This is a genomic window from Franzmannia qiaohouensis, assembly GCF_031451695.1.
GTDB classification, from domain to species: domain Bacteria; phylum Pseudomonadota; class Gammaproteobacteria; order Pseudomonadales; family Halomonadaceae; genus Franzmannia; species Franzmannia qiaohouensis.
The window spans coordinates 246,331-271,081 of sequence record NZ_JARWAM010000007.1; the positions used below are offsets into that span (position 1 = coordinate 246,331).

Annotated in this window: 22 protein-coding genes and 2 tRNA genes; 11 read left to right on the top strand and 13 right to left on the bottom strand. The window is 66.1% G+C overall.

The window, feature by feature from the left end; genetic code table 11:
* Positions 1–45: 45 nt before the first annotated feature.
* From QC821_RS11780 to QC821_RS11790, 3 genes are all read right to left on the bottom strand, one after another.
* Positions 46–122 (bottom strand) — tRNA-Pro (locus QC821_RS11780).
* A gap of 8 nt (positions 123–130) precedes the next feature.
* Positions 131–220: transfer RNA gene (locus QC821_RS11785), tRNA-Ser, on the bottom strand.
* A 64-nt stretch (positions 221–284) separates the two neighbouring features.
* The gene (locus tag QC821_RS11790; RefSeq protein WP_309721442.1) at positions 285–1,994 is read right to left on the bottom strand and encodes a potassium/proton antiporter; all 1,710 of its coding nucleotides are present in this window, start codon (positions 1,992–1,994) and stop codon (positions 285–287) included.
* 200 nt (positions 1,995–2,194) lie between these two features.
* On the opposite strand from QC821_RS11790, the gene QC821_RS11795 reads away from it, so the two are divergent.
* Together QC821_RS11795 and QC821_RS11800 are read left to right on the top strand one after the other, a co-directional pair.
* Positions 2,195–3,409 carry an ABC transporter substrate-binding protein gene (locus QC821_RS11795; RefSeq protein ID WP_309721445.1) on the top strand — a complete coding sequence of 405 codons (1,215 nt, stop codon included), beginning with the start codon at positions 2,195–2,197 and terminating at the stop codon, positions 3,407–3,409.
* A 16-nt stretch (positions 3,410–3,425) separates the two neighbouring features.
* Entirely contained in the window at positions 3,426–4,808 is a 1,383-nt protein-coding gene (locus QC821_RS11800) for a 3'-5' exonuclease family protein (protein WP_309721449.1), read from the top strand.
* Between the two features lie 8 nt (positions 4,809–4,816).
* Here the strand turns inward: QC821_RS11800 and QC821_RS11805 are convergent, their stop codons facing one another.
* The 3 genes from QC821_RS11805 to QC821_RS11815 form a co-directional block, all read right to left on the bottom strand.
* On the bottom strand, positions 4,817–5,596 hold the full coding sequence (locus QC821_RS11805; protein ID WP_309721452.1) for an alpha/beta fold hydrolase: 780 nt from the start codon (positions 5,594–5,596) through the stop codon (positions 4,817–4,819).
* A gap of 29 nt (positions 5,597–5,625) precedes the next feature.
* Positions 5,626–6,309: a 7-cyano-7-deazaguanine/7-aminomethyl-7-deazaguanine transporter gene (locus QC821_RS11810; RefSeq protein WP_309721454.1), complete on the bottom strand. Its 684-nt coding sequence runs from the start codon at positions 6,307–6,309 to the stop codon at positions 5,626–5,628.
* Between the two features lie 111 nt (positions 6,310–6,420).
* Positions 6,421–8,331 (bottom strand): propionyl-CoA synthetase, encoded by a 1,911-nt coding sequence (locus QC821_RS11815; protein ID WP_309721457.1) that lies wholly within the window; start codon positions 8,329–8,331, stop codon positions 6,421–6,423.
* 284 nt (positions 8,332–8,615) lie between these two features.
* Here QC821_RS11815 and QC821_RS11820 point away from each other — a divergent pair, with 284 nt between their 5' ends.
* Positions 8,616–8,933, top strand: coding sequence for an ArsR/SmtB family transcription factor (locus tag QC821_RS11820; RefSeq protein ID WP_422720108.1), 318 nt, complete (start codon positions 8,616–8,618; stop codon positions 8,931–8,933).
* Between the two features lie 28 nt (positions 8,934–8,961).
* Here QC821_RS11820 and sohB read toward each other — a convergent pair whose 3' ends face one another.
* A complete protein-coding gene (sohB, locus tag QC821_RS11825; RefSeq protein ID WP_309721462.1) occupies positions 8,962–10,008 on the bottom strand; it encodes a protease SohB in 1,047 nt (348 codons plus the stop codon).
* A 199-nt stretch (positions 10,009–10,207) separates the two neighbouring features.
* On the opposite strand from sohB, the gene QC821_RS11830 reads away from it, so the two are divergent.
* On the top strand, positions 10,208–10,519 hold the full coding sequence (locus QC821_RS11830; protein ID WP_309721465.1) for an SCP2 sterol-binding domain-containing protein: 312 nt from the start codon (positions 10,208–10,210) through the stop codon (positions 10,517–10,519).
* A 26-nt stretch (positions 10,520–10,545) separates the two neighbouring features.
* On the opposite strand, the gene nudC is transcribed toward QC821_RS11830, so the two are convergent.
* From nudC to QC821_RS11850, 4 genes are read right to left on the bottom strand one after another with little or no spacing between them, the layout of a single operon-like run.
* On the bottom strand, positions 10,546–11,328 hold the full coding sequence (gene nudC, locus QC821_RS11835; protein ID WP_309721581.1) for an NAD(+) diphosphatase: 783 nt from the start codon (positions 11,326–11,328) through the stop codon (positions 10,546–10,548).
* Entirely contained in the window at positions 11,328–12,092 is a 765-nt protein-coding gene (dnaQ, locus tag QC821_RS11840; RefSeq protein WP_309721468.1) for a DNA polymerase III subunit epsilon, read from the bottom strand. Before dnaQ ends, nudC begins: the two co-directional genes overlap by 1 nt.
* 31 nt (positions 12,093–12,123) lie before the next feature.
* On the bottom strand, positions 12,124–12,579 hold the full coding sequence (rnhA, locus tag QC821_RS11845) for a ribonuclease HI (protein ID WP_309721471.1): 456 nt from the start codon (positions 12,577–12,579) through the stop codon (positions 12,124–12,126).
* Entirely contained in the window at positions 12,572–13,318 is a 747-nt protein-coding gene (locus tag QC821_RS11850; protein ID WP_309721474.1) for a methyltransferase domain-containing protein, read from the bottom strand. The genes rnhA and QC821_RS11850 overlap by 8 nt, the downstream gene beginning before the upstream one ends.
* Positions 13,319–13,500: 182 nt before the next feature.
* On the opposite strand from QC821_RS11850, the gene gloB reads away from it, so the two are divergent.
* The 7 genes from gloB to QC821_RS11885 all read left to right on the top strand — a co-directional run bounded on the left by gloB (position 13,501) and on the right by QC821_RS11885 (position 23,204).
* Complete coding sequence (gene gloB, locus QC821_RS11855) at positions 13,501–14,262, top strand: hydroxyacylglutathione hydrolase (protein WP_309721477.1); 762 nt, start codon at positions 13,501–13,503, stop codon at positions 14,260–14,262.
* 43 nt (positions 14,263–14,305) lie between these two features.
* Positions 14,306–15,484, top strand: a complete 1,179-nt coding sequence (locus QC821_RS11860) for a transglycosylase SLT domain-containing protein (protein ID WP_309721480.1) — start codon at positions 14,306–14,308, stop codon at positions 15,482–15,484.
* Between the two features lie 155 nt (positions 15,485–15,639).
* Entirely contained in the window at positions 15,640–17,595 is a 1,956-nt protein-coding gene (locus tag QC821_RS11865; RefSeq protein WP_309721483.1) for an extracellular solute-binding protein, read from the top strand.
* A gap of 26 nt (positions 17,596–17,621) precedes the next feature.
* On the top strand, positions 17,622–18,695 hold the full coding sequence (locus QC821_RS11870; protein ID WP_309721485.1) for a microcin C ABC transporter permease YejB: 1,074 nt from the start codon (positions 17,622–17,624) through the stop codon (positions 18,693–18,695).
* 4 nt (positions 18,696–18,699) lie between these two features.
* Positions 18,700–19,788, top strand: coding sequence for an ABC transporter permease (locus tag QC821_RS11875; RefSeq protein ID WP_309721488.1), 1,089 nt, complete (start codon positions 18,700–18,702; stop codon positions 19,786–19,788).
* Complete coding sequence (locus tag QC821_RS11880; protein WP_309721491.1) at positions 19,781–21,376, top strand: ABC transporter ATP-binding protein; 1,596 nt, start codon at positions 19,781–19,783, stop codon at positions 21,374–21,376. The genes QC821_RS11875 and QC821_RS11880 overlap by 8 nt, the downstream gene beginning before the upstream one ends.
* Positions 21,377–21,446: 70 nt before the next feature.
* Complete coding sequence (locus QC821_RS11885) at positions 21,447–23,204, top strand: sensor domain-containing diguanylate cyclase (protein ID WP_309721495.1); 1,758 nt, start codon at positions 21,447–21,449, stop codon at positions 23,202–23,204.
* Here the strand turns inward: QC821_RS11885 and QC821_RS11890 are convergent.
* Positions 23,201–23,899 carry a pseudouridine synthase gene (locus tag QC821_RS11890; protein WP_309721497.1) on the bottom strand — a complete coding sequence of 233 codons (699 nt, stop codon included), beginning with the start codon at positions 23,897–23,899 and terminating at the stop codon, positions 23,201–23,203. The genes QC821_RS11885 and QC821_RS11890 overlap by 4 nt on opposite strands.
* Positions 23,899–24,711 carry an amidohydrolase gene (locus QC821_RS11895; protein ID WP_309721500.1) on the bottom strand — a complete coding sequence of 271 codons (813 nt, stop codon included), beginning with the start codon at positions 24,709–24,711 and terminating at the stop codon, positions 23,899–23,901. Before QC821_RS11895 ends, QC821_RS11890 begins: the two co-directional genes overlap by 1 nt.
* Between the last annotated feature and the right edge of the window lie 40 nt (positions 24,712–24,751).

Below are 24,751 nucleotides of genomic sequence, written 5' to 3' on the forward strand. Positions count from 1 at the left end.
CGCCACCCGGCATGATCCGTGAGTGGCGGTTTATCTGAATCCATCTGGTCGGAGCGACAGGATTCGAACCTGCGACCTCTGCAACCCCATTGCAGCGCGCTACCAAGCTGCGCCACGCTCCGATCGTGAGTGGCGGAGGGACAGGGATTCGAACCCTGGAAGGGCTTTCACCCTTGCCGGTTTTCAAGACCGGTGCATTCAACCGCTCTGCCATCCCTCCGGCTCACGGCGCAGAATATTACCAGTTTCTCACCGCAGGTCAAGGGCTTGTTTGCCATCAGTGGTTATTGATAGAGACGCAGACCAACCTTGGTGATGCGATTACCCTCCATCTCGCTTACCACCCAGTGAAAACCGTGCCAGCCGACGTCATCGCCCACCACCGGGTGGCCACCGACCCGTAGCGACACGAACTCGCCGAGCGTCATCCCCTGCTCACCGGGGCTCAGGGTCAAGCCATAGGCCGCCGCCACGTCGCTCATCAAGGCATCGGCGTCGAGGGTGAAAGTGCCGAAAAAGGCCCGCTCGCGCTTGAGCTTGGCATCGCCGTTGAACAGGCGGTTGAGGGCCGGCAGATCACCGGTACGACCGATCACGCAGACCACGTCGCCGAGCATCAGCCGGGTACTGCCCTTGGGGTGAAGCATGGCGTGCTGGCGAAACAGCGCCGAGATCAGCGCTCCGGAGGGGAAGCGCAGCAGGCGGATCGGCACGTCATCGAGGTCCTGATTATCGACATGATAAACGAACATCTCGTAATCATTCTCTGGCAGCACCCCAAGCGGCCCACGCCGGTTGGGCGTCACCCCGAGCGGCACCTCGACCTTCATCCAGCGCGCCATCAGCGAAATCGTGCCGCCCTGGATCAACAGCGACATCAGCACCACTGCAAAGGCCACGTTGAAGTACAGCGAGGCATTCTCTACCCCGCCGATCACCGGGAAAATCGCCAGCACGATCGGCACCGCGCCGCGTAACCCTACCCATGAGATAAAACCGATCTCGCGCCAGCGGAACTTGAAGAACGGCTTGACCGAGATCAGCACCGCCAGCGGCCGCGCCACAAAGATCAGCGCCAGCCCTACCAGCGAAGCCGGCAGCGCGAACTCAAGCAGGTCGCTGGGAGTGACCAGCAGCCCCAGCACCAGAAACAGGCCAATCTGGCTGAGCCAGGCCAGGCCGTCGTGGACGGGCAGGATGAGATTGAGGTGGCGCCCGGGACGATTGCCGATCATCAGACCGCACAGGTAGATGGCCAGGAAGCCACTGCCGCCCAGCACGCTGGTCAGGCCGAACACGCAGAAGCCCAGCGCCAGGGCAAGCAGCGAGTAGAGCCCGGGCGCCAGGTCGAGAGAGCTCAACAGCTTGGCAATCAGCCAGCCGCCGCCGATACCGATCACCAGCCCGAAACCGAACTGCTCGATCAGAAACAGCAGTGTCTCGCTGACTCCGCCAATGTCGCCCACCAGCAGCTCGACCAGCATGATGGTCAGGAAGATCGCCATGGGGTCGTTGGTACCCGACTCGATCTCCAGCGTGGCCCCGACGCGTTCATTGAGATTGATCCCGCGGCCGCTGAGCATCGAGAACACTGCCGCGGCATCGGTGGAGCCGACGATGGCCCCCACCAGCAGCCCTTGTGTCAGGGTCAGATCGAACACCCACATGGCCAGCAAGCCGATGATGCCGCTGGTCAGGAACACCCCCAGGGTGGCCAGCGACAGCGCCGGCCTGAAGCCGACGCGAAAGGTCTTTAGACGCGTACGCAGGCCGCCATCGAGCAGGATCATCGCCAGCGCCAGGTGGCCGATCAGAAACGCCAGCGAGTAGTCATCGAACTGAATGCCGAGCAGCCCCTCCTCGCCGGCCAGCATGCCCAGCCCCAGAAAAATGATCAGCAGCGGCAGGCCAAACAGCGACGACAGGCGGCTGGCGAGAATACTCAGGGCAATCAAGAAGCCGCTGAGCAGAAAGAGGGAGTTGATGCTATCCATGGCCTGCGTACGCGAGCGAAAGGAGATTCGAGTATGCCACAGCGCCTGCGCGGCGACGATCAGGCAGGGCGATAGTCCTACACTTTCAACAGCTTGTACAAATTCTGCAGAGATAGTGGCTAGGCAGCAGCCGTCGCTCAAGGATACAATCCTGCTGGCCGGCCACGCTGCCGGCCTTCGACTCGCCGCTGGAGACCTGGATGACGACCCTGCGCAATCGCAAGGCCTTGTGGGCACTGCTCGCCGCTCTCGCCGTGACCCTGAGTTTCCCGACGCTCGCCCTATGCGATGACGAGGAGGATAGCGATGCTCCGGCCACGACACTCGAGGCTGTGCCGCAGATAGGTCAGGAGGCGCTACCCGCCAGCCAGCGCGACCCGATCCCCTATATCGACCCGGCCGCCCTGCCCTTTGCCGCCCAGCACCCGATCCTGTTCGAGGTCTTTCCGCGCCCCGATCCGGCGCCGCTTGATGAGTCGGTACCGTCGATCACGCTGCGCACCCCTGAGCCCATCGACCCGCCCCCCCTCGACGAGCTGCGCATCGTGCTCGACTGGTACCTGAGCCCCCAGCATGCCGCACTGCTGGTTGCCCAGGCCCGCGGCGACTTCGCGCGCTATGGGCTGGACGTCACCCTCAACGTGCCCGCCGACCCTAGCCTGCCACCCAAGCTGCTCGCCGCGGCGCGCGCCGACCTGGCGCTGGGCCGCCAGGCCCAGCTGCACATGCTGGTCGACCAGCAGCTGCCGCTGGTGCGCGTTGCAAGCCTGATGCCCACGCCACTGAGCAGCCTTATCGTAGCGGCCGACAGCGATATCGACACCCTCGCCGACCTCGCCGGCAAGCGCATCGGCTACGCCCTCGACGATAGCCTGTCGCCGCTACTCTCGAGCATGCTCGACCAGTACCACATCGGCCTCGACGACCTGGTCCTCGACTACGTCAACTTCAGTCCCGCCCAGGCACTGCTCGAGGGGCGCGTCGACGCGCTGATCGCACCGCTGCGCCACGTCCTGCCCCACCATCTCGACGAAGAGGGACTCAGGGTGCGCGGCTTCAGCGTCGAGGCCTACGGCATCCCGCGCCACGACGGCCTGATCCTGATGGCCAATCGCGACACCCTGGCCAGCCAACGCAGTGAGATCAAGCGCCTGCTCAACGCCCTGGAAGACGCCACCGAGTGGGCCCTCAACCATCCCGACGACGCCTGGGAGCTGATCACCGGCCACCACCCCACGCTTGCCACCGCCATCAACCAGCGTGCCTGGCCGGATACCCTGCGCCGCCTGGCGCTGCGTCCGGCGGCACTGGATGCACGGCGCTATGCGACGCTGCAGAACTATCTCTACGAGCGAGGTCATATCGACACCCGCCACCCGCTCGAACGTCTGGCAGTAGACCTCCACGCGCCCTGAGCATCGCCGAGGTACCATGAACACCCTGATCTTCCTCGACCTGGAAACCACCGGTACCCGCACCACCCGAGACCGCATCACCGAGGTTGCCGCCATCAAGGTCGTCGATGGACACGAGGTCGACCGCTTCGTGTCCCTGGTCGATCCCGGCGAGCCGATCCCTGCCCACATCAGCCGTCTTACCGGCATCGATGCGTCACTGGTGGCGGGCGCCCCGCGTTTCGAGGCACTCGCCGACGAGCTCTTCGCATGGCTTCAGGACGCCTGCCTGGTAGCGCACAATGCGCGCTTCGACTACGGTTTCCTGCGCAATGAGTTCGAACGCGCCGGCCGCCGCTTCACTGCCCCCACACTGTGCACATTGAAGCTGTCGCGCCGACTGGCGCCCCACGAGCGCCAGCATAATCTCGATGCGCTGCTCGAGCGCCACGCCTTGAGCGGCTATTCACGCCACCGTGCCGAAGGCGATGCCCGCGCCATGCTGGCACTGTGGCAGCACTGGCAAGCCGAGCACGGCAGCGAGCATATCGACGCGCTGTGCGTCGCTCAGCGGCGTCAGGCGAGCCTTCCCACCCATCTCGACCCCGCTGCGCTGCGGGCGCTACCCGCGCGCCCCGGGGTGTATCTCTTCTATGGTCACAACCGCCTGCCGCTGTACGTCGGCAAGAGCGTCAACCTGCGCGCCCGGGTACTCAGCCACTTCAGCGCCGACCGCCATAGCGAGCGGGAGATGCGTCTGGTACAGCAGATTCAGGACATCGACTGGCAGGAAACCGCCGGCGACCTCGGCGCTCAGCTGCTCGAGGCGCGCCTGGTCAAGACGCTGATGCCGATCATGAACCGGCAGCTGCGACGCCGCGGCAGACTGGTCAGCTGGCAGTGGCCAGCCCAGCAGCAGGCGCCGTCGCTGGTCAGTGGCGACGCCCTGGACGGGCGTGCCAGCTGCGCCCTGTACGGGCTCTTTCGCCACCCCCGCGATGCGCGCCTGGCCCTCAAGCAGATCGCCGAGAACCATGCCCTGTGTCCACGCAGGCTGGGGCTCGAACACGGCAAAGGCGCCTGTTTCGCACATCAGCTGGGGCGCTGCGCCGGCGCTTGCTGCGGCAAGGAGTCGCCGCATCAGCATGATGCCCGGGCCCGAGAGGCCCTCGAGCGGCTACGCGTCCAGCACTGGCCGTGGCCCGGTCGGGTGGCCTTCGGCGAGCATCATCCCGGCGGCATGCAGCAGTGGCATCTGGTCGACCACTGGTGCTACCTGGGCAGCGTGAGCGACCTCAGCGCGGCGTCGCTGGCCGCGCTGGCACAGCAGACGCCGCAGTTCGACGTCGATACCTACAAGATCCTCGGCCGTTTCATCGGCGGCGACAGCCACCGCCTCGAGGTTCAGCCACTGGACTGAGGCGCTGCTCAGCCTTCGACGCTCGCCACGAAGTCGTTGACCGCGGCCTGGAAGTCGGTAGGCGCTTCGGCATGCAGCCAGTGGCCTGCGTCGAGGGTGACCACCTCGGCGCGGGGCAGCAGCTCGCGCAGCCCCGGCAGCATGGCATCGCTGACGTAGTCCGAGCGCCCTCCGCGCAGTACCAGCGCCGGCCCCGGATAGGCACCCTCGCCGTCCGGCACGTCACGGATCGCCTCGTAGGCCGCCTCGATGTGCTCGAGGCCCAGCCGCCAGCCCATGCGGCCATCTTCGCCACGCGCCAGGTTGGTGGCCAGGAACAGCCGCGTCCCCTTGTCCTCGACGTGCTCGGCGAGCAGCGCGTCGACCTCGCGGCGATTGCTCGGCGCATGCGCCTCGACGTGGTGCATGGCTGCAAAGATGGCATCGTGACCGTGGCCATAGCGCACCGCCGCGATGTCGGCGACGATCAGCGAGGCCACGCGCTCGGGGGCCTGCCGTGCCAGCGTCATGACCACCTTGCCGCCCATCGAGTGGCCAAGCAGATGGCAGCGCTGGATGCCGAGTCGCTCGAGGCAGGCCAGCAGGTCGTCGGCCATCTCGGCATAGCGCATCCCCGCGGCGTGCGGCGAGCGTCCGTGATTGCGCAGGTCCACCGCCACCACGCGACGCTTGCGATGCCACTGCTTGACGTGGGAGCGCCAATTGTCGGCACTCCCCATCAGGCCATGCACCACCACCAGCGGCGTCCCCTCTCCGCCGGTATCAACTGCGTGCAATTCAACGCTCATGGGCTCTCCTTTAAATCATTGGGCGGCGCCTAGCGAACCTCGCCAGCGGCGCTCGGTGCGAGGTCGCGGTGGCCGGTCCAGTCGACCAGCCGGCGGCTCAGCCAGGCCAGTAGCACGCCGTACAGTGGCAGGAAGAACAGCAGGCTGATGGCCAGCTTGATGACGTAGTCGACCCAGGCAATCTCCAGCCAGTTGGCGGCCATGAAGGGGTCGGGGCTGTGGTAGAAGGCGATCGAGAAAAACGCCATGGTGTCGGCCAGGTTGCCGAACACCGTGGAGATTGCCGGCGCCACCCACCACGCCTTGAGATGGCGCAGGCGGTCGAAGACATGAATGTCCAGCAGTTGGCCGAGTACGTAGGCCATGAAGCTGGCCAGCGCGATGCGCGCCACGAACAGGTTCCACTCGCCGAGGCCCTCGAGGCCGGCGAAGCTGCCGCGGGGAAAGATCACCGACACCAGATAGGAGATCAGCAGCGCCGGCAGCATGACGCGGGTGATGGTGGCCCGCGCCTGGGCCTTGCCGAACAGCCGCACGGTGAGGTCGGTGGCGAGGAAGATGAACGGAAAGCTGAACGCGCCCCAGGTGGTATGGAAGCCGAACAGCGTAAACGGCAGCTGTACCAGATAGTTGCTGGTAGCAATCACCAGCACGTGGAAACTGACCATCGCCAGCAGGCAGCGCCGGGCCTGGCGCGGGGAGAGATGGAACATGCAGCACCTTTTTTGTGATCGAGGGGTGAGGGAACCCTCATGGAACGGCACGACGCCACGCGGGGCGTGGCGTCGTCTGTGAGCCTAGTATACCGGCTGACGGCGGCGCGGTCAGCCCTGGCGCGCCTGGCTGGCCTGGCCCAGCTCGCGCTCGCACATTGCCGTGTGGACATCCTCGAGGCTACCGGGGTCGTCGATGGTCGACGGTATTCCGAAGCGCTCGCCGTCGGCGATGGTACGCAGCAGCTTGCGCAGGATCTTGCCCGAGCGGGTCTTGGGCAGACGTGGCACCACCAGCACCTGCTGGAAGCAGGCAATCGGACCGATCTGCTCGCGGACTCGCGCGATAAGGGCCTGTTCGAGGGCCGCCTCATCGCCATCGAAGCCGTCCTTGGGAATCACCAGCCCTACCGGCACCTGGCCCTTGAGCGCATCGTGGATACCGATCACGGCACACTCGGCGACGGCCGGGTGGGCACCCACCACTTCCTCCATCTCGCCGGTGGAGAGGCGGTGGCCGGCAACGTTGATGACGTCATCGGTGCGGCCCATGATGAACAGGTAGCCGTCGGCATCGAAATAGCCGCCGTCACCGGTCAGGTAATAGCCGGGGAAGGCCGCCATATAGGCGCTGTGGAAGCGCTGCGGATCGCGCCATACGCCGGTCAGGCAGCCCGGTGGCAGCGGCTGGCGAATCACCACCGCGCCCTGCTGACCCACCCCGGCCGGCTCGCCCTCGGGGTCGAGGACCTGCACATCGAACCCCGGCACCGGATAGGTCGCCGAGCCGGCCTTGGTCGGCATCGGCGCCAGGCCCTGCAGGTTGGCAGCGATCGGCCAGCCGGTCTCGGTCTGCCACCAGTGGTCGACCACCGGCACCTCGAGCAGGCCTTCAAGCCAGTGGAAGGTCGGCGGGTCGAGGCGCTCGCCGGCCAGGAACAGGGTGCGCAGCGAAGTGATGTCATGACGCTCCAGCCAGCGCCCTTCCGGGTCCTCCTTCTTGATCGCGCGAAACGCCGTGGGCGCGGCAAAGAAGACCTTGACCCGGTACTCCTCGATCAGCCGCCAGAATGCCCCGCTATCCGGCGTGCGCACCGGCTTGCCCTCATAGACCAGGGTGGTACAGCCGGCCAGCAGCGGCGCATAGACGATATAGGAGTGCCCCACTACCCAGCCGACATCCGAGGCCGAACAGAACACCTCGCCGGGCTGCATGCCGTACACCACCTCCATCGAGTAGTGCAGCGCAACCGCATGGCCGCCGTTGTCGCGTACCACGCCCTTGGGTTTGCCGGTGGTACCCGAGGTATAGAGGATATACAGCGGGTCGCTGGCCTTGACCGGCACACAGTCTGCCGGCGCGGCATTGGCCACCAGCGTGCGCCAGTCATGATCCAGCGCCCCCAGCTCGGCCTCGCCCACGTCGCGCTGCAGGATCACACAGGCCTCGGGACGATGTTCGCTGAGCGAGAGCGCCGCATCGAGAATCGGCTTGTAGGCGATCACCCGGTCGACCTCGACGCCGCAGGAAGCGGCCAGCACCACCTTGGGCTCGGCGTCATCGATGCGCACCGCCAGCTCGTGCGGGGCGAACCCGCCAAACACCACCGAGTGCACCGCCCCCAGACGCGCGCAGGCGTACATCGCCATCAGCGCCTCGGGCACCATCGGCATGTAGATCACTACCCGGTCACCCTTGCTGACGCCAAGCCCCGCAAGCGCCCCGGCCAGCCGCGCCACCTCATCGCGCATCTCGCGATAGCTGTAGCGCGCCTTGCTGGCGGTGACCGGTGAGTCCCACAGCACCGCCGGCTGGTCGCCACGGCCATTCTCGACGTGGTGGTCGAGCGCCGCATAGCAGGTGTTCATCTCGCCATCGACGAACCAGCGGGCATGCCCCTGTGCGTCATAGTCGAGCAGCGTGGTGGGTGGCGTGAACCATGGAATACGCTGGGCCTGCTCGCCCCAGAACTGGGCTGGCTGGTCGATGGCGTGGCGATAGACGGAGGAATAGCGACTCATGGGGGCTCCCGGGGCTGGCAACGAATTGTTGACACTCTAGAAGTTAATCGCCTGCATTTCTCTCATACCATCGGCTATTAGGCCAAAGCCGCGCACAATTGTTGACAATAACGCAATGGAAACGCAAGTAAACCAACAGATTACAAAGAAGCATTGATTCAGCGTTAACTTATTGTTGCCGAAGGGGTGGCGAAGCGCTTAAACATTTACTAAATGATTAGATAGCGCTGATTCCGGTGTCGTCCAGCACTACAACAAGATTCGCCCCATAAGGAGAGATGACCATGAGCACTCGCCACGCCGCCGCCCAGCTGCTCGATGCCGGCGACTCGACCCTTGCCGATGCCACCGGCCTGCTCAAGGCCATGGCCAACGAGAACCGACTGCGCATTCTTTGCCTGCTCGATGACAGCGAGCTGTCGGTTTCCGAGCTCAATGGCAAGCTCAGCCTTAGCCAATCGGCGCTGTCGCAGCACCTGGCGATCCTGCGCCGTGAAAACATGGTCAGCACCCGACGCGCATCGCAGACGATATATTATTCGCTTCACGGCGATCACGCCCGGCGTGTCATCGACACCCTCGCCGCCTTGTATCGCACCTGACCCTGACACCACTCAACCGCCACACAACTCAGCGTCGCAGCCAACGACTGGCGTCGAGCGCCTCCAGGGTGCGTTCGACGCCGCGCTCGACGCCCTGCGAGACGGCGAGCCCCAGGCGTTCACCCAGCCCTCGTCGCGCCTCGAGACTGATCTTGAACACCCTGGCCTGGGCCATGCGCTCGAGCAGATAGGCCTCGCTGGTGCCCACCTCATCGGCCAGTCCATTCTGCACTGCCTCACTGCCGTACCAGATCTCGCCGGTGGCCACCGCCTCGATGTCGAGCTGCGGCCGACGCGCCGCCACATACTCCTTGAACAGACCGTGGATGCCTTCGAGGTCCTCGATGAACTTCTCGCGCCCCTCCTCGGTATTCTCGCCGAATACCGTCAGGGTGCGCTTGTAGCGCCCCGCGGTCATCACGTCGACATCGATATCGTGGCGCTTGAGAAGGCGATGCACGTTAGGCAGCTGAGCCACCACACCGATCGAGCCCAGCACGGCAAAGGGCGCGACCCGCAGCTGCTGGGCGGTGCACGCCATCATGTAGCCGCCGCTGGCTGCCACCTTGTCGACGCATACCGTCGTGGCGATGCCCGCATCACGCAGGCGATCGAGCTGGGCCGCCGCCAGACCATACGCGTGCACCAAGCCTCCCGCAGACTCCAGCAACACCACCACCTCATCGCCCGCCTCGGCCACCGCCAGCAGCGCCGAGACCTCCTCGGCCAGACGCGGCGTGGCCGAGGCCCTGATATCGCCGTGGAACTCGATCACCCAGACGCTGCCGGTCAGTGCCTGATCGCCGTACTTGCGGCGCTGCTTCTCCTCGCGACGCCACGTCTTCATCGAGCGCTTGCGCTCAGCTGGCGCCAAGCGAGCCAGCTGCAGACGCTGGCGGCGCGACCGATAGTGGCCGTTGAGCTCATCGATGCGCAGTTGACGACTGCGCTCGCTGCCGGTTTGCCGCGCCCGCCCCAGCAGCGCCAGCCCGGCCACCACCAACGCCGCCACGATCCCCAGCAGCACCAGCCACTGGAGTACGAATAGCAAGATGTCGCCAATCCCGTCGCTCAAGACACTCTCCTCAATCAAATCTGCTGGCCTCGTCAAAGTGCTGGTACCAGTGGCCATGGTGACTTTATCGTTTGCCTGGACGGCTATCCCGGCACGGCCGCGGTACTTGCCTTAAACGGTCGTTTTAAATACGCTCATGATAGCTGCCGGACTTTCCGCAGCGCTACTAACTCGCGCACGTTCAGCACAGGACACCCTCATGGACAACCCCATCATCGACAAGCTCCAGCAACGCTTCGACGCCGAGGCCGCGACAGGCATGGACGATGTCTTCCAGTTCAACTTCAGCGATGCCGACGACTATTATCTGGTGGTCAAGGATGGCAGCCTCGATGTCCAGCAGGGCGAGCACGACGACCCCTCGGTGACGCTATCCATGACCACCGACACCCTCAAGGGCGTGATGAACGGCGAGATCAACGGCATGACCGCATTCATGACCGGCAAGCTCAAGGCCACCGGCAACGTCATGCTGGCCACCAAGCTCACCAGCCTGTTCCCCAACCGCTGAGCGCCCCGAGCCCGCCGTCGGCGGGCTCAGCCGTCGCCCCTGGCCACCGCCCGCAGGTGCGACTCGATCAGCGCCCGCGAGATCGAGTAGTGCGGCGGCAGCTGCGGCAAGCGCCGCGGCGAAAACCAGGCGGCATCGGCGATCTCATGCTCATCGATGCGAATCCGCCGGCTGGCCGCCTCGGCGAAATAGCCCAGCATCAGCGCATGCGGAAACGGCCATGCCTGGCTACGGTAGTAGCTGATCCGCCCGACACTGACCCCGACCTCCTCCAACACCTCGCGACGCACCGCCTCCTCGGCGGACTCTCCAGGCTCTATGAACCCGGCAAGTGTCGAATAGCGCCCCGCCGGATAGCGTGGACTGCGCGCCAGCAGCATGGCATCGCCGTGGGTCACCAGCGTGATGATGCACGGCGAGATACGCGGATAGTTGCGGTGGCCGCAGCTGTCGCAGTGCATCGCAAATTCGTGGGATAGATGCCGCGAGGGACTTCCGCAGCGCCCGCAGAAACGGTGATCACGCCACCAGTTGGCCACCTGCAGCGCGGTCGATAGCAGCGCAAACCAGCCTTCGGGTAGCCGTGCCAGCCAGTCGCGCCCGGCATGCCAGGTGTGCTGCGGGTCAGGCGCGTCACCGAGGCGCAGCGCCACCGGCACGTCGTGCCAGTAGCCCAGCGGCAGGTCGCTCTCGCGCCAGGCCTGGGCGGCGAGCAGCGGCGTGCCACCTTCACCTTCGGCAACCTGCCCCTGGGCCACCCACAGCAGGTAGCCGCTGGATACCCCGCGAGGCAGCTCACGACGCAGCATCAGCCACTCTCCTGTGGCGTGGCCGGCCAGCCGCTGAGCGAATCCCAGGCGCACTCACCGGCACCTTGGCGAATACCATCGAGCTTGGCGAAGTGCGCTGCCAGCTCCGCCTCGCTGGGTGCCACGGTGGCCAGGCGTTGACGCTCCGACGACAGCCGACGGATCCCCACCGCACCACTCGCCGTGCCGCTATCACCGCCCGCGCTGGAGGCATCGAGGCTCAGGGCCGTCTGGCCACCGGTCATCGCCAGATAGACTTCGGCGAGGATCTCGGCGTCGAGCAGCGCGCCGTGCAGCACGCGCTGGGCGTTGTCGATCTCGTAGCGCTTGCACAGTGCGTCGAGATTGTTGCGCTGGCCCGGGTGCAGGTCCCGCGCCATCTTGAGGGTATCCAGGATCGCGCAGTGGTCGGCCACCGGACCCAGCGTGGGCGTGCCACGCTGAGCGTTGAGCATGCTCAGCTCATGGTCGATGAACCCCACGTCGAAGGCAGCGTTGTGAATCACCAGCTCGGCGCCGGCGATAAAGGCCCAGAAATCATCGGCGATCTCGGCGAACAGCGGCTCATTGGCCACCCGCTCATTGGTGATGCCGTGTATCTCCACCGCCTCGAGCTCGATGTCGCGCTGGGGATTGATGTACTGATGGTAGGTATTGCCGGTAAAACGGCGATTGACCATCTCCACCGCACCGATCTCGATCAGCCGATGGCCTTCCTTGGGATCGATGCCGGTGGTTTCGGTATCCAGAATGATCTGTCGCATGCGGTCCTCTCAGATGGTTGGCGGGCAGCGCTCAGCCGGCAGCATTGGCATCGATGGCCTGGTTGGCCAGCTGATCGGCGCGCTCGTTGCCCGGATGGCCGCTATGGCCCTTGACCCAGTGCCACTCGATGCGGTGGCGCTGGGTTTCCGCCAGCAGCTCACGCCACAGCTCGGCGTTCTTGACCGGCTGCTTGGCGGCGGTCTTCCAGCCGCGCTTCTGCCAGCCGTGGATCCACTCGGTGATCCCCTTGCGCAGGTACTCGGAGTCGGTCCACAGCGCCACGCGGCATTCGCGCTTGAGCTCGCGCAGCGCCATGATCGCCGCCATCAGCTCCATGCGGTTGTTGGTGGTCCTGGCCTCATAGCCGTTGAGCGGCTTTTCATGGTCGCCGCTGATCAACAGCGCACCCCAGCCGCCGGGGCCAGGATTGCCGCGACAGGCGCCGTCGGTATAGATGGTTACGCTGGGCAGTGCGGTATCACTCAAGGGGCGTTTTCCTGTTGGCGTGTCGGCCGACCCGGGTCGCGTGGCCCAGCGAGGCACCGCCCAGGGCATCCTTTAGCGAGAGCCGTGGGCGCTGGATCTGGGCTCGCTGCGAGTGGCGCCGCGCGCGGATCATGAAGGTATCGCCGAGCGGCACGTTGTGGCGCCGCCCCAGGGTCTCGAGGGTGGCATTGCGCGGCAGGCTGCCCGGCAGATGAAAGCCGCAGTAGTCTACCCGCTCGATCTCGAAATCGACAAACGCCAACCAGTCGCGCAGCCGCCCGGGGGTGCGCCAATGGCCGCGCCACGGCAGCTGCTCACGGCGCCGCGACAGCAGCCGCGACAAGCCCGACACGCCGACCGGGTCCCAGCCGAAGATGATCAGCTCGCCGCCGTCGGCGGTAACCCGGGCCGCCTCCTGCAGCACATGGTGCGGCTCGGCCACCACCTCCAGCAGGTGATGGACCACCACCAGCTGCAGCGTGGCATCCGGCAACGGCAGCGCATGCGGCAGACATACCAGCGTCTGCGACTGCTCGGCCAGCTCGCGGGTCGGTGACCAGCGCAGCGCATGATGGATCGGCGACATGTCACACAGCGGCGGGCCAATGCCCAGCTCCAGGCTATGCTGCCCGAACAGCGCTTCGCAGACCGGCCCGATGCAGGCACGCTCGGCCTGCCAGTGGGCCTGACCGTCCGGCGACGACCAGTAGCGGCGGCCTTCACGCACCAGCTGCGCCAACTGTATCGTTATATCCGAATTTGACAGCGCCAGAGGTTACCTCCAAAGTAGCGGGTTTTGTAGCGATCCTGCACCGAGGCAGCGCTCGATTAGCGGAATTTCTTGCACGTTTCATGACTATAACGTGGGCTGCCTGACGGGTTAAGTCAGCGATGACCGACCGCCACCGAGGACAGTGACCAATGCTGAGCGTGACACCAATTCCGGCGTTGAGCGACAACTATATCTGGTTGATGCGCCAGAGCGACGCCAAGCGCATCGTGGTCGTCGATCCCGGCGACGCCGCCCCGGTGATCGAACTCATCGAGCGCGAAGCACTGACCCTCGATGCCATACTGATTACCCATCATCATCACGATCACACCGGCGGACTCGGCGAACTCAAGCAGCGCTATGGCCCCCATGTCTACGGCCCACCCGACATCGACGGCGTCGACAGCGTACTGGCCGACGGCGACCAGTGCAGCGTGCTCGGACGCCGCTTCGAGGTCATCGCCACCCCGGGGCACACCCTCGACCATATCAGCTACTTCGCCGCCGGCATTCCGGCGCTGCTGTTCTGTGGCGACACCCTGTTCTTCGGTGGCTGCGGGCGACTCTTCGAGGGCAGCCCCGAGCAGATGCACGCCTCGCTGACGCGGCTCGCCGAACTGCCCGACGACAGCCTGGTCTTCGCCGCCCACGAGTACACCCTGGCCAACTTGCGCTTCGCCAAGGCCGCCGACCCCGACAATCCCCGGCTCGACGAGGTGATTGCGCAGTGCCAGGCGCTGCGCGACCAGGATCGCCCGACGCTACCCTCTCACCTCGGTACCGAGCGTGACATCAATCCCTTCCTGCGCAGTGGCGAGCCGGCCCTGCAAGCCACCGCGGCGCATCACGGAGCAACGGATTCTCCGCTGGCCACCTTCGCCACCCTGCGCGCCTGGAAAGACAACTTCTGATGCTTATGGACGCCGTCATCAGCGCCCCAGAGGAACATTCAACATGACCTACCGAACCACGCGCCGCCTGGCCATGGGCCTGGCGGGCAGCCTGCTGTGTATCACCATCACCCTGAGCGCCGCAGGTGCGGCCGCGGAGTATCGCGTCGACGAGATCCCACGCGGCTTCTCGGCGCCTGAGCCCGCTCAGCTCAACTTCTGGCACGCCCTGGCGCTCAAGCCTGCCACCCCTCAGGATGCCTGGGCGCGCCTGCGCGACAGCTTCGCCTTGCAGGACGCGCGCCACGACCCACGCATCGACGAGTGGATCGAGTACTATCGCTCGAGCCCCGAGAACATCGCCGAGATCACCGAGCGGGCGCGGCCCTGGCTGCACTGGATCACCGAGCAGGTCGAGGCCCGCGACCTGCCCGGCGAGCTGGCCCTGATTCCGTTTGTCGAAAGCTCTTTCGATCCTGCCGCTCGCAGTCATCGCGGGGCCAGCGGGCTGTGGCAGTTCATGCCCGGCACCGGCGATGCCCTCGGCCTGTCGCGCAACGGCGCCTATGATGGTCGCCTCGACGTGGTTGCCTCGACCCGCGCGGCGCTCGACTACCTCGAACAGCAGGCCGAGGAGTGGTATGAAGGCGACCTGGAGCTCTCCATGGCGGCCTATAACGCCGGCGCCGGCACCGTCAACAACGCGCGTCGTGCCGCCGCCGCTCGCGGCGAGCCAGACGACTACTGGCACCTGCGCCTGCCCAGCGAAACCATGAACTACGTGCCCAAGCTGCTGGCCATCGCCACCATCATCGACGACCCCGAGCGCTACGCCGTCGAGCTGCCTGATATCGAAGATACACCTGCCTTTGCCAAGGTCGATATCGAGCAGCCCGTCGACCTCGCCCGCGCCGCCGAGCTTGCCAAGGTCAGCCGCGACGAGCTCCAGGCGCTCAATCCCGGTCTACTCAAGGGCACCATCTCGCCCAACCACTCGCCGGTGTTGCTGGTGCCGGTGGACCGCCATGAGGATCTGGTCGCAGGCCTCGACAGCATCGCCCCAGGCGACGGCCCGACTGGCTGGGAGCAGTACGTGGTACGCAGCGGCGACAGCCTGTCGGCGATCGCCTCGCGCTTCGGTGCCAGCGTCGCCGAGCTACGCGACTACAACGGCCTCAACGGCGACGTGATTCGCGAGGGCCAGACGCTGCAGGTTCCCCAGAGCACCCTGGCCGCCAACTAGCCCCTTGGCGGCGGTCCTGGGATCAGGGTTGAAAGGCGTTGGACCAGGGGAGTTGTCAAAACGCCGAGCGACTGACACCTTTGCGTTATGCTACTGCCATGCTAGCGGTCGCGGCGCTGCCGCGACCGTTGTGCGACATGTCCAAGGATGTCTCGATGTCGATCGCCCTACCTCGTCGCCCCGCTCTACGCCCGTGGCTGCTGATCGCCCTGTGTGGCGCCGTGCTGGCTCTCGCTCCCCTGGCCAGCGCCGAGCTGCCCGGGGCCCCGGCGGATGCGCCGCCGCCCAGCGACACCTCCGCCGAGCCATTGGACGCCGAGCCTGGCGGCCTGCCGGACACCGCCTCCGAGGCCGACGACGTGCCCACCGTCCACGGCCTGGCGCTCTACGACGAGCCCGAACTACCCGCTGACTTCAGCCATTTCCCCCACGTCAACCCCGAGGCGCCCAAGGGTGGCAGCATGACCCGGGCGGCGGTCGGCTCGAGCTTCGACTCGACCAACCCCTTCATCATCCGCGGCACCGCCGCGGTCGGCATCTCGCAGATCTACGACACGCTGCTGGAAGCCAACCCCAACGAGCCGTTCACTCTCTACGGCCTGCTCGCTGAAGGCATTCGCCTCGACCCGGAGCGCTACTGGGTAGAGTTCGACATCCGCCGCGAGGCGCGCTTCCAGGACGGCGAGCCGGTCACCGCCCACGACGTGGCATTCAGCTTCGAGCTGCTGATCGAACAGGGCAACCCCTTCTACAGCGGCTACTATGCCGAGGTGCAGAGCGTCGAGGCCCTCGACGACCATACCGTGCGCTTCGAATTCGCCAGCAATGACTCCCGCGAGCTGCCGCTCATCGTTGGCCAGCTCCCGGTGCTGCCCAGGCACTACTGGGAAAGCCGCGACTTCAGCGCCCCGACCCTCGACCGTCACCCAGGCTCCGGCCCGTACCGCATCGGCGAAGTTCAGCCCGGGCGCAGCATCACCTACGTACGCGACGACGACTACTGGGGCCGCGACCTGCCGGTCAACCGCGGACGCTACAATATCGATCGCCTGGTCTACGACTACTATCGCGACCGCGATATCGCCTGGGAGGCCTTCAAGGCCGGGGTGATGGACTACCGCACCGATGCCCGCGCCGCCACCTGGGCCATCGGCTACGACTTCCCGGCCTACCGCGACGGCCTGGTCAAGCGGCTGGCGATTCCCGACGTCAATCCCTCGGTCATGCAGGCCTTCGTCTTCAACCTTCGCCGCGACAAGTTCAGCGATCCGCGAGTACGCGAAGCGCTCTCGCTGACCTTCGATTTCCCGTGGCTGAATGCCAATATCTTCTACGACACCTACAAGCGCACCGAGAGTTTCTTCCAGAACTCCGAGATGGCCGCCGAGGGCCTGCCCAGCGAGGCCGAGCTCGAGCTGCTCGAGCCGTTCCGGGATCAACTGCCGGACCGCCTGTTCGAGGAGCCGGTGCCCATCGAGCACCCGGAGAATCTGCGCGAGCGCCTGCGCCTGGCCCTCGACCTGCTGCGCGAGGCGGGCTACGAGGTCGAGGATGGCGTGCTACGCCATGCCGAGACTGGCCGCCCGCTGAGCATCGAGGTGCTGCTGTTCGATAGCGGGCTGGAGCGGGTAGTGCAACCCATGCTGCGCAACATGGCGCGCCTCGGCGTGCAGTCATCGATCCGCATCGTCGATATCAACCAGTACCTCAACCGGCTGCGCAGCTTCGACTTCGACATGACCACGGCGCACTTCCCGCAGTCCAACAACCCGGGTAACGAACAGCGCGACTTCTGGACCAGCGCGGTCGCCGAGGTGCCCCAGAGCCGCAACCTGATGGGCCTACAGCACCCGGTGGTCGACGCGCTGGTCGAGCAGCTGATCCGCGCCGACAGCCGTGAGACCCTCAACACCCTGACCCGCGCCCTGGATCGGGTGCTGCTGTGGCAGTTCGCGATGATTCCCCACTACCACTCCGGCGAGACGCGCATTGCGGTGTGGGACAAGTTCGACTGGCCGGAACCCTACCCCAAGTACGGCATGGACCTGGATGCCTGGTGGGTGGATGCCGAACGTGAAGCCGAGATCAACCGTCGCGTGCGCCGTCGCTGACGCAACGCCTACCGGAAGGATGCCTCGTGGCTAGCTATACACTGCGCCGACTGCTGCTGATGATCCCCACCCTGCTGGGGATCATGCTACTCAACTTCATCATCGTGCAGGCCGCCCCGGGCGGCCCCATCGACCAGATGCTGGCGCGCTTCGAAGGCGTCGACAGCATGGCCAGCACGCGCCTCGACATGGGCGGCGCCGAGGTGGTGACCCGCGACGAGTCGCGCGGCGCCCGTGGCATCGACCCACGCTTCATCGAGCAGCTCGAGGCGCAGTTCGGCTTCGATCAGCCCGCCCACGTGCGCTTCGTCGGCATGCTGCGCGACTATGCCACCTTCGATTTCGGCAACAGCTTCTTCCGCGACCGACCGGTGGTGGAGCTGATGATCGAGCGCCTGCCGGTGTCTATCTCGCTGGGGCTATGGACCACGCTGCTGGTCTACCTGATCTCGATCCCGCTGGGCATTCGCAAGGCACTGCATCACGGCTCGCGCTTCGACGTCTGGAGCTCGGGCCTGGTCATCGTCGGCTATGCCATCCCCGGCTTCCTGTTCGCCATCCTGCTGATCGTACTGTTCGCCGGCGGCAGCTACTGGGACCTGTTCCCGCTGCGCGGGCTGACCTCGCCGGACTTCGACGAGCTCTCGACGTGGGGCAAGATCAAGGACTACGCCTGGCACATCACGCTGCCGGTGGTGGCCATGACCATCGGCAGCTTTGCCACCCTGACCATGCTGACCAAGAACAGCTTCCTCGACGAAATCCACAAGCAGTACGTGCTCACCGCCCGGGCCAAGGGCGCCAGCGACCGTCGCACGCTCTACGGCCATGTGTTCCGCAACGCCATGCTGATCATCATCGCCGGCCTGCCCGGGGCACTGATCACCATCTTCTTCACCGGCTCGCTGCTGATCGAGGTCATCTTCTCCCTCGAGGGGCTCGGCCTGCTCGGCTTCGAGGCGGTGATGCAGCGCGACTATCCGGTGATCTTCGGCACCCTCTACCTGTATACCCTGATCGGCCTGATCCTCAAGCTGATCTCCGACCTGACCTATGTGTGGGTCGACCCACGTATCGATTTCGAGACCCGGGAGTCCTGAGCCGATGTCACTACTCTCCCCCCAGTTCTCGCCGATCACCCGGCGCCGGCTCGAGGTGTTTCGCCGCAACCGTCGCGCGCGGGTCTCGCTGTGGATCTTCATGGCACTGTTCGTGGTCAGCCTGTTTGCCGAGCTGATCGCCAACGACAAGCCGATCGTCATGCAGTTCGACGGCCAGTGGTATGTGCCGCTGCTGGTCGACTACCCGGAGACCGAATTCGGCGGCTTCCTGCCCACCCGCACCGACTACCACGACCCCTTCGTAAAGGAGCAGATCGACACCCACGGCTGGGCGCTGTGGCCGCCGATCCCCTACTCCTACCAGACCCTCGACATGCAGATGATGCGGCCCTCACCGGCCTCGCCGGATGCCCAGCACTGGCTGGGCACCGATGATCAGGGCCGCGACGTGCTGGCGCGGGTGATCTACGGCTTTCGGCTGTCGGTGGCCTTCGCGCTGGTGCTGACCGCCGGCTCACTGGTGGCCGGCGTGGTGATCGGCGGCATCCAGGGCTACTTCGGCGGCAAGACCGACCTGATCGGCCAGCGTCTCACCGAGATCTGGTCGGGGCTGCCGGTGCTGTTCCTGCTGATCATCCTGGCCAGCTTCGTGCAGCCCGGCTTCTGGTGGCTGCTGGGCATCATGCTGCTGTTCTCGTGGCTGGGGCTGGTCGACGTGGTACGCGCCGAGTTCCTGCGCGCGCGCAACCTCGAATACGTGCGCGCGGCCAAGGCCATGGGTTTGCCGTCGAGACTGATCATGTGGCGCCACGTGCTACCCAATGCCATGGTCGCGACCCTGACCTTCGTGCCGTTCCTGTTCACCGGTGCCATCACCACCCTCACCGCCCTCGACTTCCTGGGCTTCGGCCTGCCGCCGGGGGCTCCGTCGCTGGGCGAACTGGTGGCCCAGGGCAAGAACAACCTGCACGCGCCGTGGCTGGGCATCACCGCCTTCGTCAGCCTGTCGCTGATGCTCTCGCTGCTGGTATTCATCGGTGAGGGGCTGCGTGACGCCTTCGACCCGCGCCATATCCAGCACGCCTCCAGCGCCCAGCCAGGCACCGATACGAGGACCAAGGCTCATGCCTGATGACACCCTGCTGCGCCTCGACGAGCTGAGCATCGCCTTCGACGATGTCACCGTGGTCGACCGGCTGAGCCTCGAGGTTCGCCGCGGCGAGACCCTGGCCCTGGTCGGTGAATCCGGCTCGGGCAAGTCGGTCAGCGCCCTGGGCGCCATGCACCTGCTGCCCCCGAATGCGCGGATCAGCGGCAGCTACTCCCTCGGCGACACCGACCTGTCGCGCATGAAGCCGCGTGACTGGCAGGGGCTGCGCGGCAACCGCGTCGGCTTCATCTTCCAGGAGCCGATGACCTCGCTCAATCCGCTGCATACCGTGGCTCGCCAGATCGGCGAGACGCTGCGCCTGCATCAGGGCCTCTCGGGACGCGCTGCCCGGGCGCGCTGCCGCGAGCTGCTCGAGCAGGTCAAGCTGCCACGCCCCGACGAACTGCTCGACGCCTGGCCCCACCAGCTCTCCGGCGGCCAGCGCCAGCGGGTGATGATCGCCATGGCGATCGCCAACAACCCCGAGCTGCTGATCGCCGATGAGCCGACCACCGCGCTGGACGTCACCGTTCAGCAGGAGATCCTGGCGCTGCTCGCCGAGCTGCGCGACCACCACGGCATGGGCATGCTGTTCATCACCCACGACCTCAACCTGGTGCGCCGCCACGCCGACCGCGTGTGCGTGCTCTACCAGGGCCAGGTACAGGAGACCGGCCCGGTGGCCGACGTCTTCCAGCAGCCGCGCAGCGCCTATACCCGCACCCTGCTCGACGCCGAGCCCGAGGGTCGCCCGGCCCCGGCCGGCAGCCAGCCGCTACTCAGCGCCGAGAACCTGAGCGTGGCCTTCTCGCGCCCCAAGCGACTGTTCTCGCGTCGCCCGCCACCGTTCGTCGCGGTGCAGCCGCTGTCACTGCGGCTGGCCAGGGGAGAGACCCTGGGCATCGTCGGCGAGTCCGGCTCGGGAAAGACCACCCTGGCCATGGCGCTGCTGCGCATGACGCCCAGCCAAGGCGACGTGGTGTTCGAGGGCGAGCGCCTGGACCGCCTCAGCGGTAACGACCTGCGCCGCCGCCGTCGGCGCTTCCAGGTCGTCTTCCAGGATCCCTATGGGTCGCTCTCGCCGCGTCTGCCGGTGTCGGAGATCATCAGCGAAGGGTTGCGCTTCCATCATCCTGAGCTGAGTCGCGACGAGGTCGAACGGCGAGTGCAGGCCACGCTCAAGGAGGTCGGTCTGCCGGCCAACTGTGCGGCACGCTACCCCCATGAGTTCTCCGGCGGCCAGCGCCAGCGTATCGCCGTGGCCCGGGCGATCATCCTCGAGCCTGAACTGGTGGTGCTCGACGAACCCACCTCGGCCCTCGACCGCACCGTGCAGAAGCAGCTGGTGGAGCTGCTGCGCGACCTTCAGGCGCGCCGCGGGCTGAGCTATCTGTTCATCAGCCACGACCTGGCGGTGGTCAGGGCCGTCGCCCACCGGGTGATGGTGCTCAAGGAGGGCGAGGTCGTCGAGGAGGGCAGCTGCGAACAGGTACTCGCCGCACCGCGCCACGCCTACACCCAGGCGCTGGTGGCCGCGGCCGGGCTGATGCCTAACGTCGAAGGTGCATAGCTCTGTCACCGCGACTCGGCTCGAACCCTCGCCTATACTCGGCGCTACGCCACTAGTCGATGGGTGCCCGATGCCTCGTATCCTGGTTGTGCTGCTGGCCGCGCTCTGCCTGCTGCTGACCCATAGCGCCTCGGCAGCGACTGCTCCGCCCAAGGACCTTTCCGGCTGGGAGTGGCGCTGGGGGGACTCTCCGCTCGATGCCTCGGGCAGGCCGATATGGCGCCACGACAAGGCCGCCGAGGACTGGCAGGAGATCGGCTTCCCTTCCAATCCCCCCGGGAGAGCGGGACAGCAGCACCTATGGCTGCGCACCACCTTGCCGGATGGCGAGTGGCGCGATCCGGTCATCTACATCTACAGCATCGATCTCATCGCCCAGTTCTTCCTGGATGGCGAGCCGCTCTATCAATACGGCGAGTTCGATGACCAGGGCCGCGGCACGTTCGCCGGCTGGCCCTGGCACATGATCGAGCTACCCGAGGACTTCGCCGGCAGGACCCTCCACGTCCGGGTCTTCTCCAACTACACCGATATCGGCCTCTGGGGAGAGGTCAAGCTGATGGACCGCCTGGACGTGCTGGCCATGGTCGTGAAGCGCTCCCTGCACGACGTGATCATCAGCGCCTTCTCGCTGCTGCTGGCGCTGTTGGCGGCGACCTTCGCGGCGATCGGCACTCAGCGCCGAAGCCTGGCCGCCGTCGCGCTCTTCTCACTGGCCGCTGGCAGCATGATTCTCGCCGAAACCCAGGCCAGTCAGCTGATGCTGAACCGGCCGCTGCTATGGGATGGCATCGCCGCCAGCGGCTATTTCACCCTCCCCGTGGCCATGGGGCTGCTGCTTGCGCACTGGCTGGAGGGATGGCCACGCCGCTGGATGCAGCGCTTGTGGCAGCTGCATCTGGCCTACCTGGTGGGCGCTCTGGGGGGCATCCTCAGCGGCTTGGTGAGCGTCTCCAGCACCTTTCCGCCCTTCGACCTGATGCTGGCCATGACCCTGCCGCTGATGCTGACCCTGGCCGGCTGGCGAGTCGCCCACCTCGACACCGAGCAGCGCTGGATCATCGTCGCCTTCACCCTCATGGCCATCCTGCTCCTGGTGGACATGGCGGTGGCTCATGGCCTGCTCGGCTGGCGCAAGGTGCCGGTCAGTCTGGGACTGCTGGCCTTTTCGCTGGCCATGGTGGGGATCTCACTGTGGCACTATCGCAACACCCAGTACCAGCTGGCACGCCTCAACCATCAGCTGGAGGCACAAGTGAGGGCGCGTACCGCGCAACTCGACCTACTGGTGCACAAGCTCGAGGGCTACTCCTATACGGACCCTCTCACCGGCCTCAAGAACCGCCGCTATTTCGATGAGCTGATGCAGCATGAGGCGACCCGTGCCGACCGCGAGGGCACGCCCTTGTCGCTGGTGATGATCGACTTGGATCATTTCAAGCAGTTCAACGACCGTTACGGTCACGAGGCGGGCGACAGCGTACTGGCGACCATCGCGCTGCTGCTGCAGGAGCACTTCCGCGGCGCCGACGTGGTCTGCCGACTGGGCGGCGAGGAGTTCGTCGCCCTGCTGCCGGGCGCCAACACCGAGCAGGCAGAGAGCCGCGCCGCCGAACTGGTAGCGCGGGCACGCGGCGTGAGCCTGCAGCATGGCAGCGTTGGATTGCCCAGCATCACCCTCTCCTGCGGGGTGGCGACTTATCCGTGCCATGCCCGGCACCCCGGCGAGCTGCTTGGCCTGGCCGACAAGGCGCTCTACCAGGCCAAGCACCAGGGACGCGACCGCAGCGCCACCTGGGCCGCCAACGCGGCGTCTCCCGAGGGCTAGAAGGCGGCCACTTCGGCGTCTGTCAGCTCACGCCACTCCCCCACCGCCAAGTCACCCAGCGCCAGCGGCCCCACCGACTCGCGGTGTAACGCCTCGACGTGGTGGCCGATGGCCGCGAACATGCGCTTGACCTGATGGTACTTGCCCTCATAGAGGGTCAGCTCGGCCTCGCGCGGCGCGCGCATCGCAAGCTCGGCCGGACGCGTCACTTTTTCCTCGCCGTCGAGCAGTATGCCCTCGGCAAAGTCGCGCTGTGCCTCGGCCAGCGCCTCACCCTCCAGCGCATCGCTGAGGGTGACCCGATAAACCTTGCCGCAGCGGCGCTTGGGCGAGGTCACGCGGTGCGACCACTGGCCGTCGTCGCTGAGCAGCACCAGGCCGGTGGTATCCACATCGAGGCGCCCCACCGTCTGCAGCCGCTCGACGTTGGGCAGCTCGATCAGCTCGCGAACCAGCGGGTAGAGCCCACGCCGCGCGCTGCACTCGACACCGGCCGGCTTGTGCAGCATGACATAGCGTAGTCCTACCAGCGCCAGGCGCCGGCCCAGCCAGCGCACCTCGCTGTCGGCATCGACCTGGGTCGCCGGGTTCTTGGTCACCTGGCCATCGACGCTGACCTCTTCGCGGTGCAGCGCCTTCTTGGCCAGGCTGCGGGTCAGGTCGGTGGTATCGGCGAGAAACTTGTCGAGGCGCATTAGCGTGGGGTCTCATGGAGCAGGGTGAAGGGGTCCGCATCCTGCCATGCCGGGAAGGCCTGGCGAAAGTCCTCCAGTGCCTGGCGCTCAAGATGCTCAGTGCGCAGGAAGGGGCGATCGCGCGGCTCGTCGATCAGCGCCTCGCCCTTGAAGTCGACGAGCATCGAGTCGCCGGCATAGGCGAGCCCCTTGGCATCCTCGCCGACGCGATTGACGCCAACCACGTAGCACAGGTTCTCGATGGCACGCGCCTGCAGCAGGGTACGCCAGGGATGGCGGCGTGGCGCCGGCCAGTTGGCCACGCACAGCAGCGCATCGTATTCGAATCCGCTGGGCGTGGGCTGCTGGCGCAGCCAGACCGGAAAGCGCAGGTCGTAGCAGACGCTGAGCAGCACGCGAAAACCGTTGAGTTCCACCACTACCCGCTGCTCGCCCATGGCGTAGCGTTCATGCTCGCCGGCCATACGAAACAGATGGCGCTTGTCATAGTGGCTCAGAGTGCCGTCGGGACGCGCCCAGATCAGCCGATTGTAGTACTCCCCCGCCTCGACCACCGCGACGCTGCCGGTCACCACGCAGCCGCGCTGGCGAGCCTGCTCGCGCAGCCAGGCCACGCTCTGGCTGTCGGCCATGGGCTCGGCCATCTCACGCGAGTTCATGGTAAAGCCGGTGGCAAACATCTCCGGCAGCACGATCAGGTCGGTGTCGTGCGCGTCCAGTTCGCCGAGCAGCTGCTCGAGCATTCGGCAGTTGTCCAGCGGCGCCTCCCAGCGCAGATCGCACTGCACCAGGGTGGTTCGCAGCGTTGACACTAAGCACCTCCTTGCATCCCGCAGGCCTGGGGTTTTGGCA

Excerpts from the sequence above, each read along its gene's own strand:
- QC821_RS11810 (WP_309721454.1), bottom strand. The coding sequence starts at position 6,309 with ATGTTCCATCTCTCCCCGCGCCAGGCCCGGCGCTGCCTGCTGGCGATG.
- dnaQ (WP_309721468.1), bottom strand. The coding sequence starts at position 12,092 with ATGCGACAGATCATTCTGGATACCGAAACCACCGGCATCGATCCCAAG.
- QC821_RS11865 (WP_309721483.1), top strand. The coding sequence starts at position 15,640 with ATGTCGATCGCCCTACCTCGTCGCCCCGCTCTACGCCCGTGGCTGCTG.
- QC821_RS11795 (WP_309721445.1), top strand. The coding sequence starts at position 2,195 with ATGACGACCCTGCGCAATCGCAAGGCCTTGTGGGCACTGCTCGCCGCT.
- QC821_RS11800 (WP_309721449.1), top strand. The coding sequence starts at position 3,426 with ATGAACACCCTGATCTTCCTCGACCTGGAAACCACCGGTACCCGCACC.
- QC821_RS11815 (WP_309721457.1), bottom strand. The coding sequence starts at position 8,331 with ATGAGTCGCTATTCCTCCGTCTATCGCCACGCCATCGACCAGCCAGCC.
- QC821_RS11860 (WP_309721480.1), top strand. The coding sequence starts at position 14,306 with ATGACCTACCGAACCACGCGCCGCCTGGCCATGGGCCTGGCGGGCAGC.
- QC821_RS11820 (WP_422720108.1), top strand. The coding sequence starts at position 8,616 with ATGAGCACTCGCCACGCCGCCGCCCAGCTGCTCGATGCCGGCGACTCG.
- QC821_RS11805 (WP_309721452.1), bottom strand. The coding sequence starts at position 5,596 with ATGAGCGTTGAATTGCACGCAGTTGATACCGGCGGAGAGGGGACGCCG.
- QC821_RS11875 (WP_309721488.1), top strand. The coding sequence starts at position 18,700 with ATGTCACTACTCTCCCCCCAGTTCTCGCCGATCACCCGGCGCCGGCTC.
- QC821_RS11885 (WP_309721495.1), top strand. The coding sequence starts at position 21,447 with ATGCCTCGTATCCTGGTTGTGCTGCTGGCCGCGCTCTGCCTGCTGCTG.
- QC821_RS11830 (WP_309721465.1), top strand. The coding sequence starts at position 10,208 with ATGGACAACCCCATCATCGACAAGCTCCAGCAACGCTTCGACGCCGAG.
- QC821_RS11790 (WP_309721442.1), bottom strand. The coding sequence starts at position 1,994 with ATGGATAGCATCAACTCCCTCTTTCTGCTCAGCGGCTTCTTGATTGCC.
- nudC (WP_309721581.1), bottom strand. The coding sequence starts at position 11,328 with ATGCTGCGTCGTGAGCTGCCTCGCGGGGTATCCAGCGGCTACCTGCTG.
- gloB (WP_309721477.1), top strand. The coding sequence starts at position 13,501 with ATGCTGAGCGTGACACCAATTCCGGCGTTGAGCGACAACTATATCTGG.
- QC821_RS11890 (WP_309721497.1), bottom strand. The coding sequence starts at position 23,899 with ATGCGCCTCGACAAGTTTCTCGCCGATACCACCGACCTGACCCGCAGC.
- QC821_RS11880 (WP_309721491.1), top strand. The coding sequence starts at position 19,781 with ATGCCTGATGACACCCTGCTGCGCCTCGACGAGCTGAGCATCGCCTTC.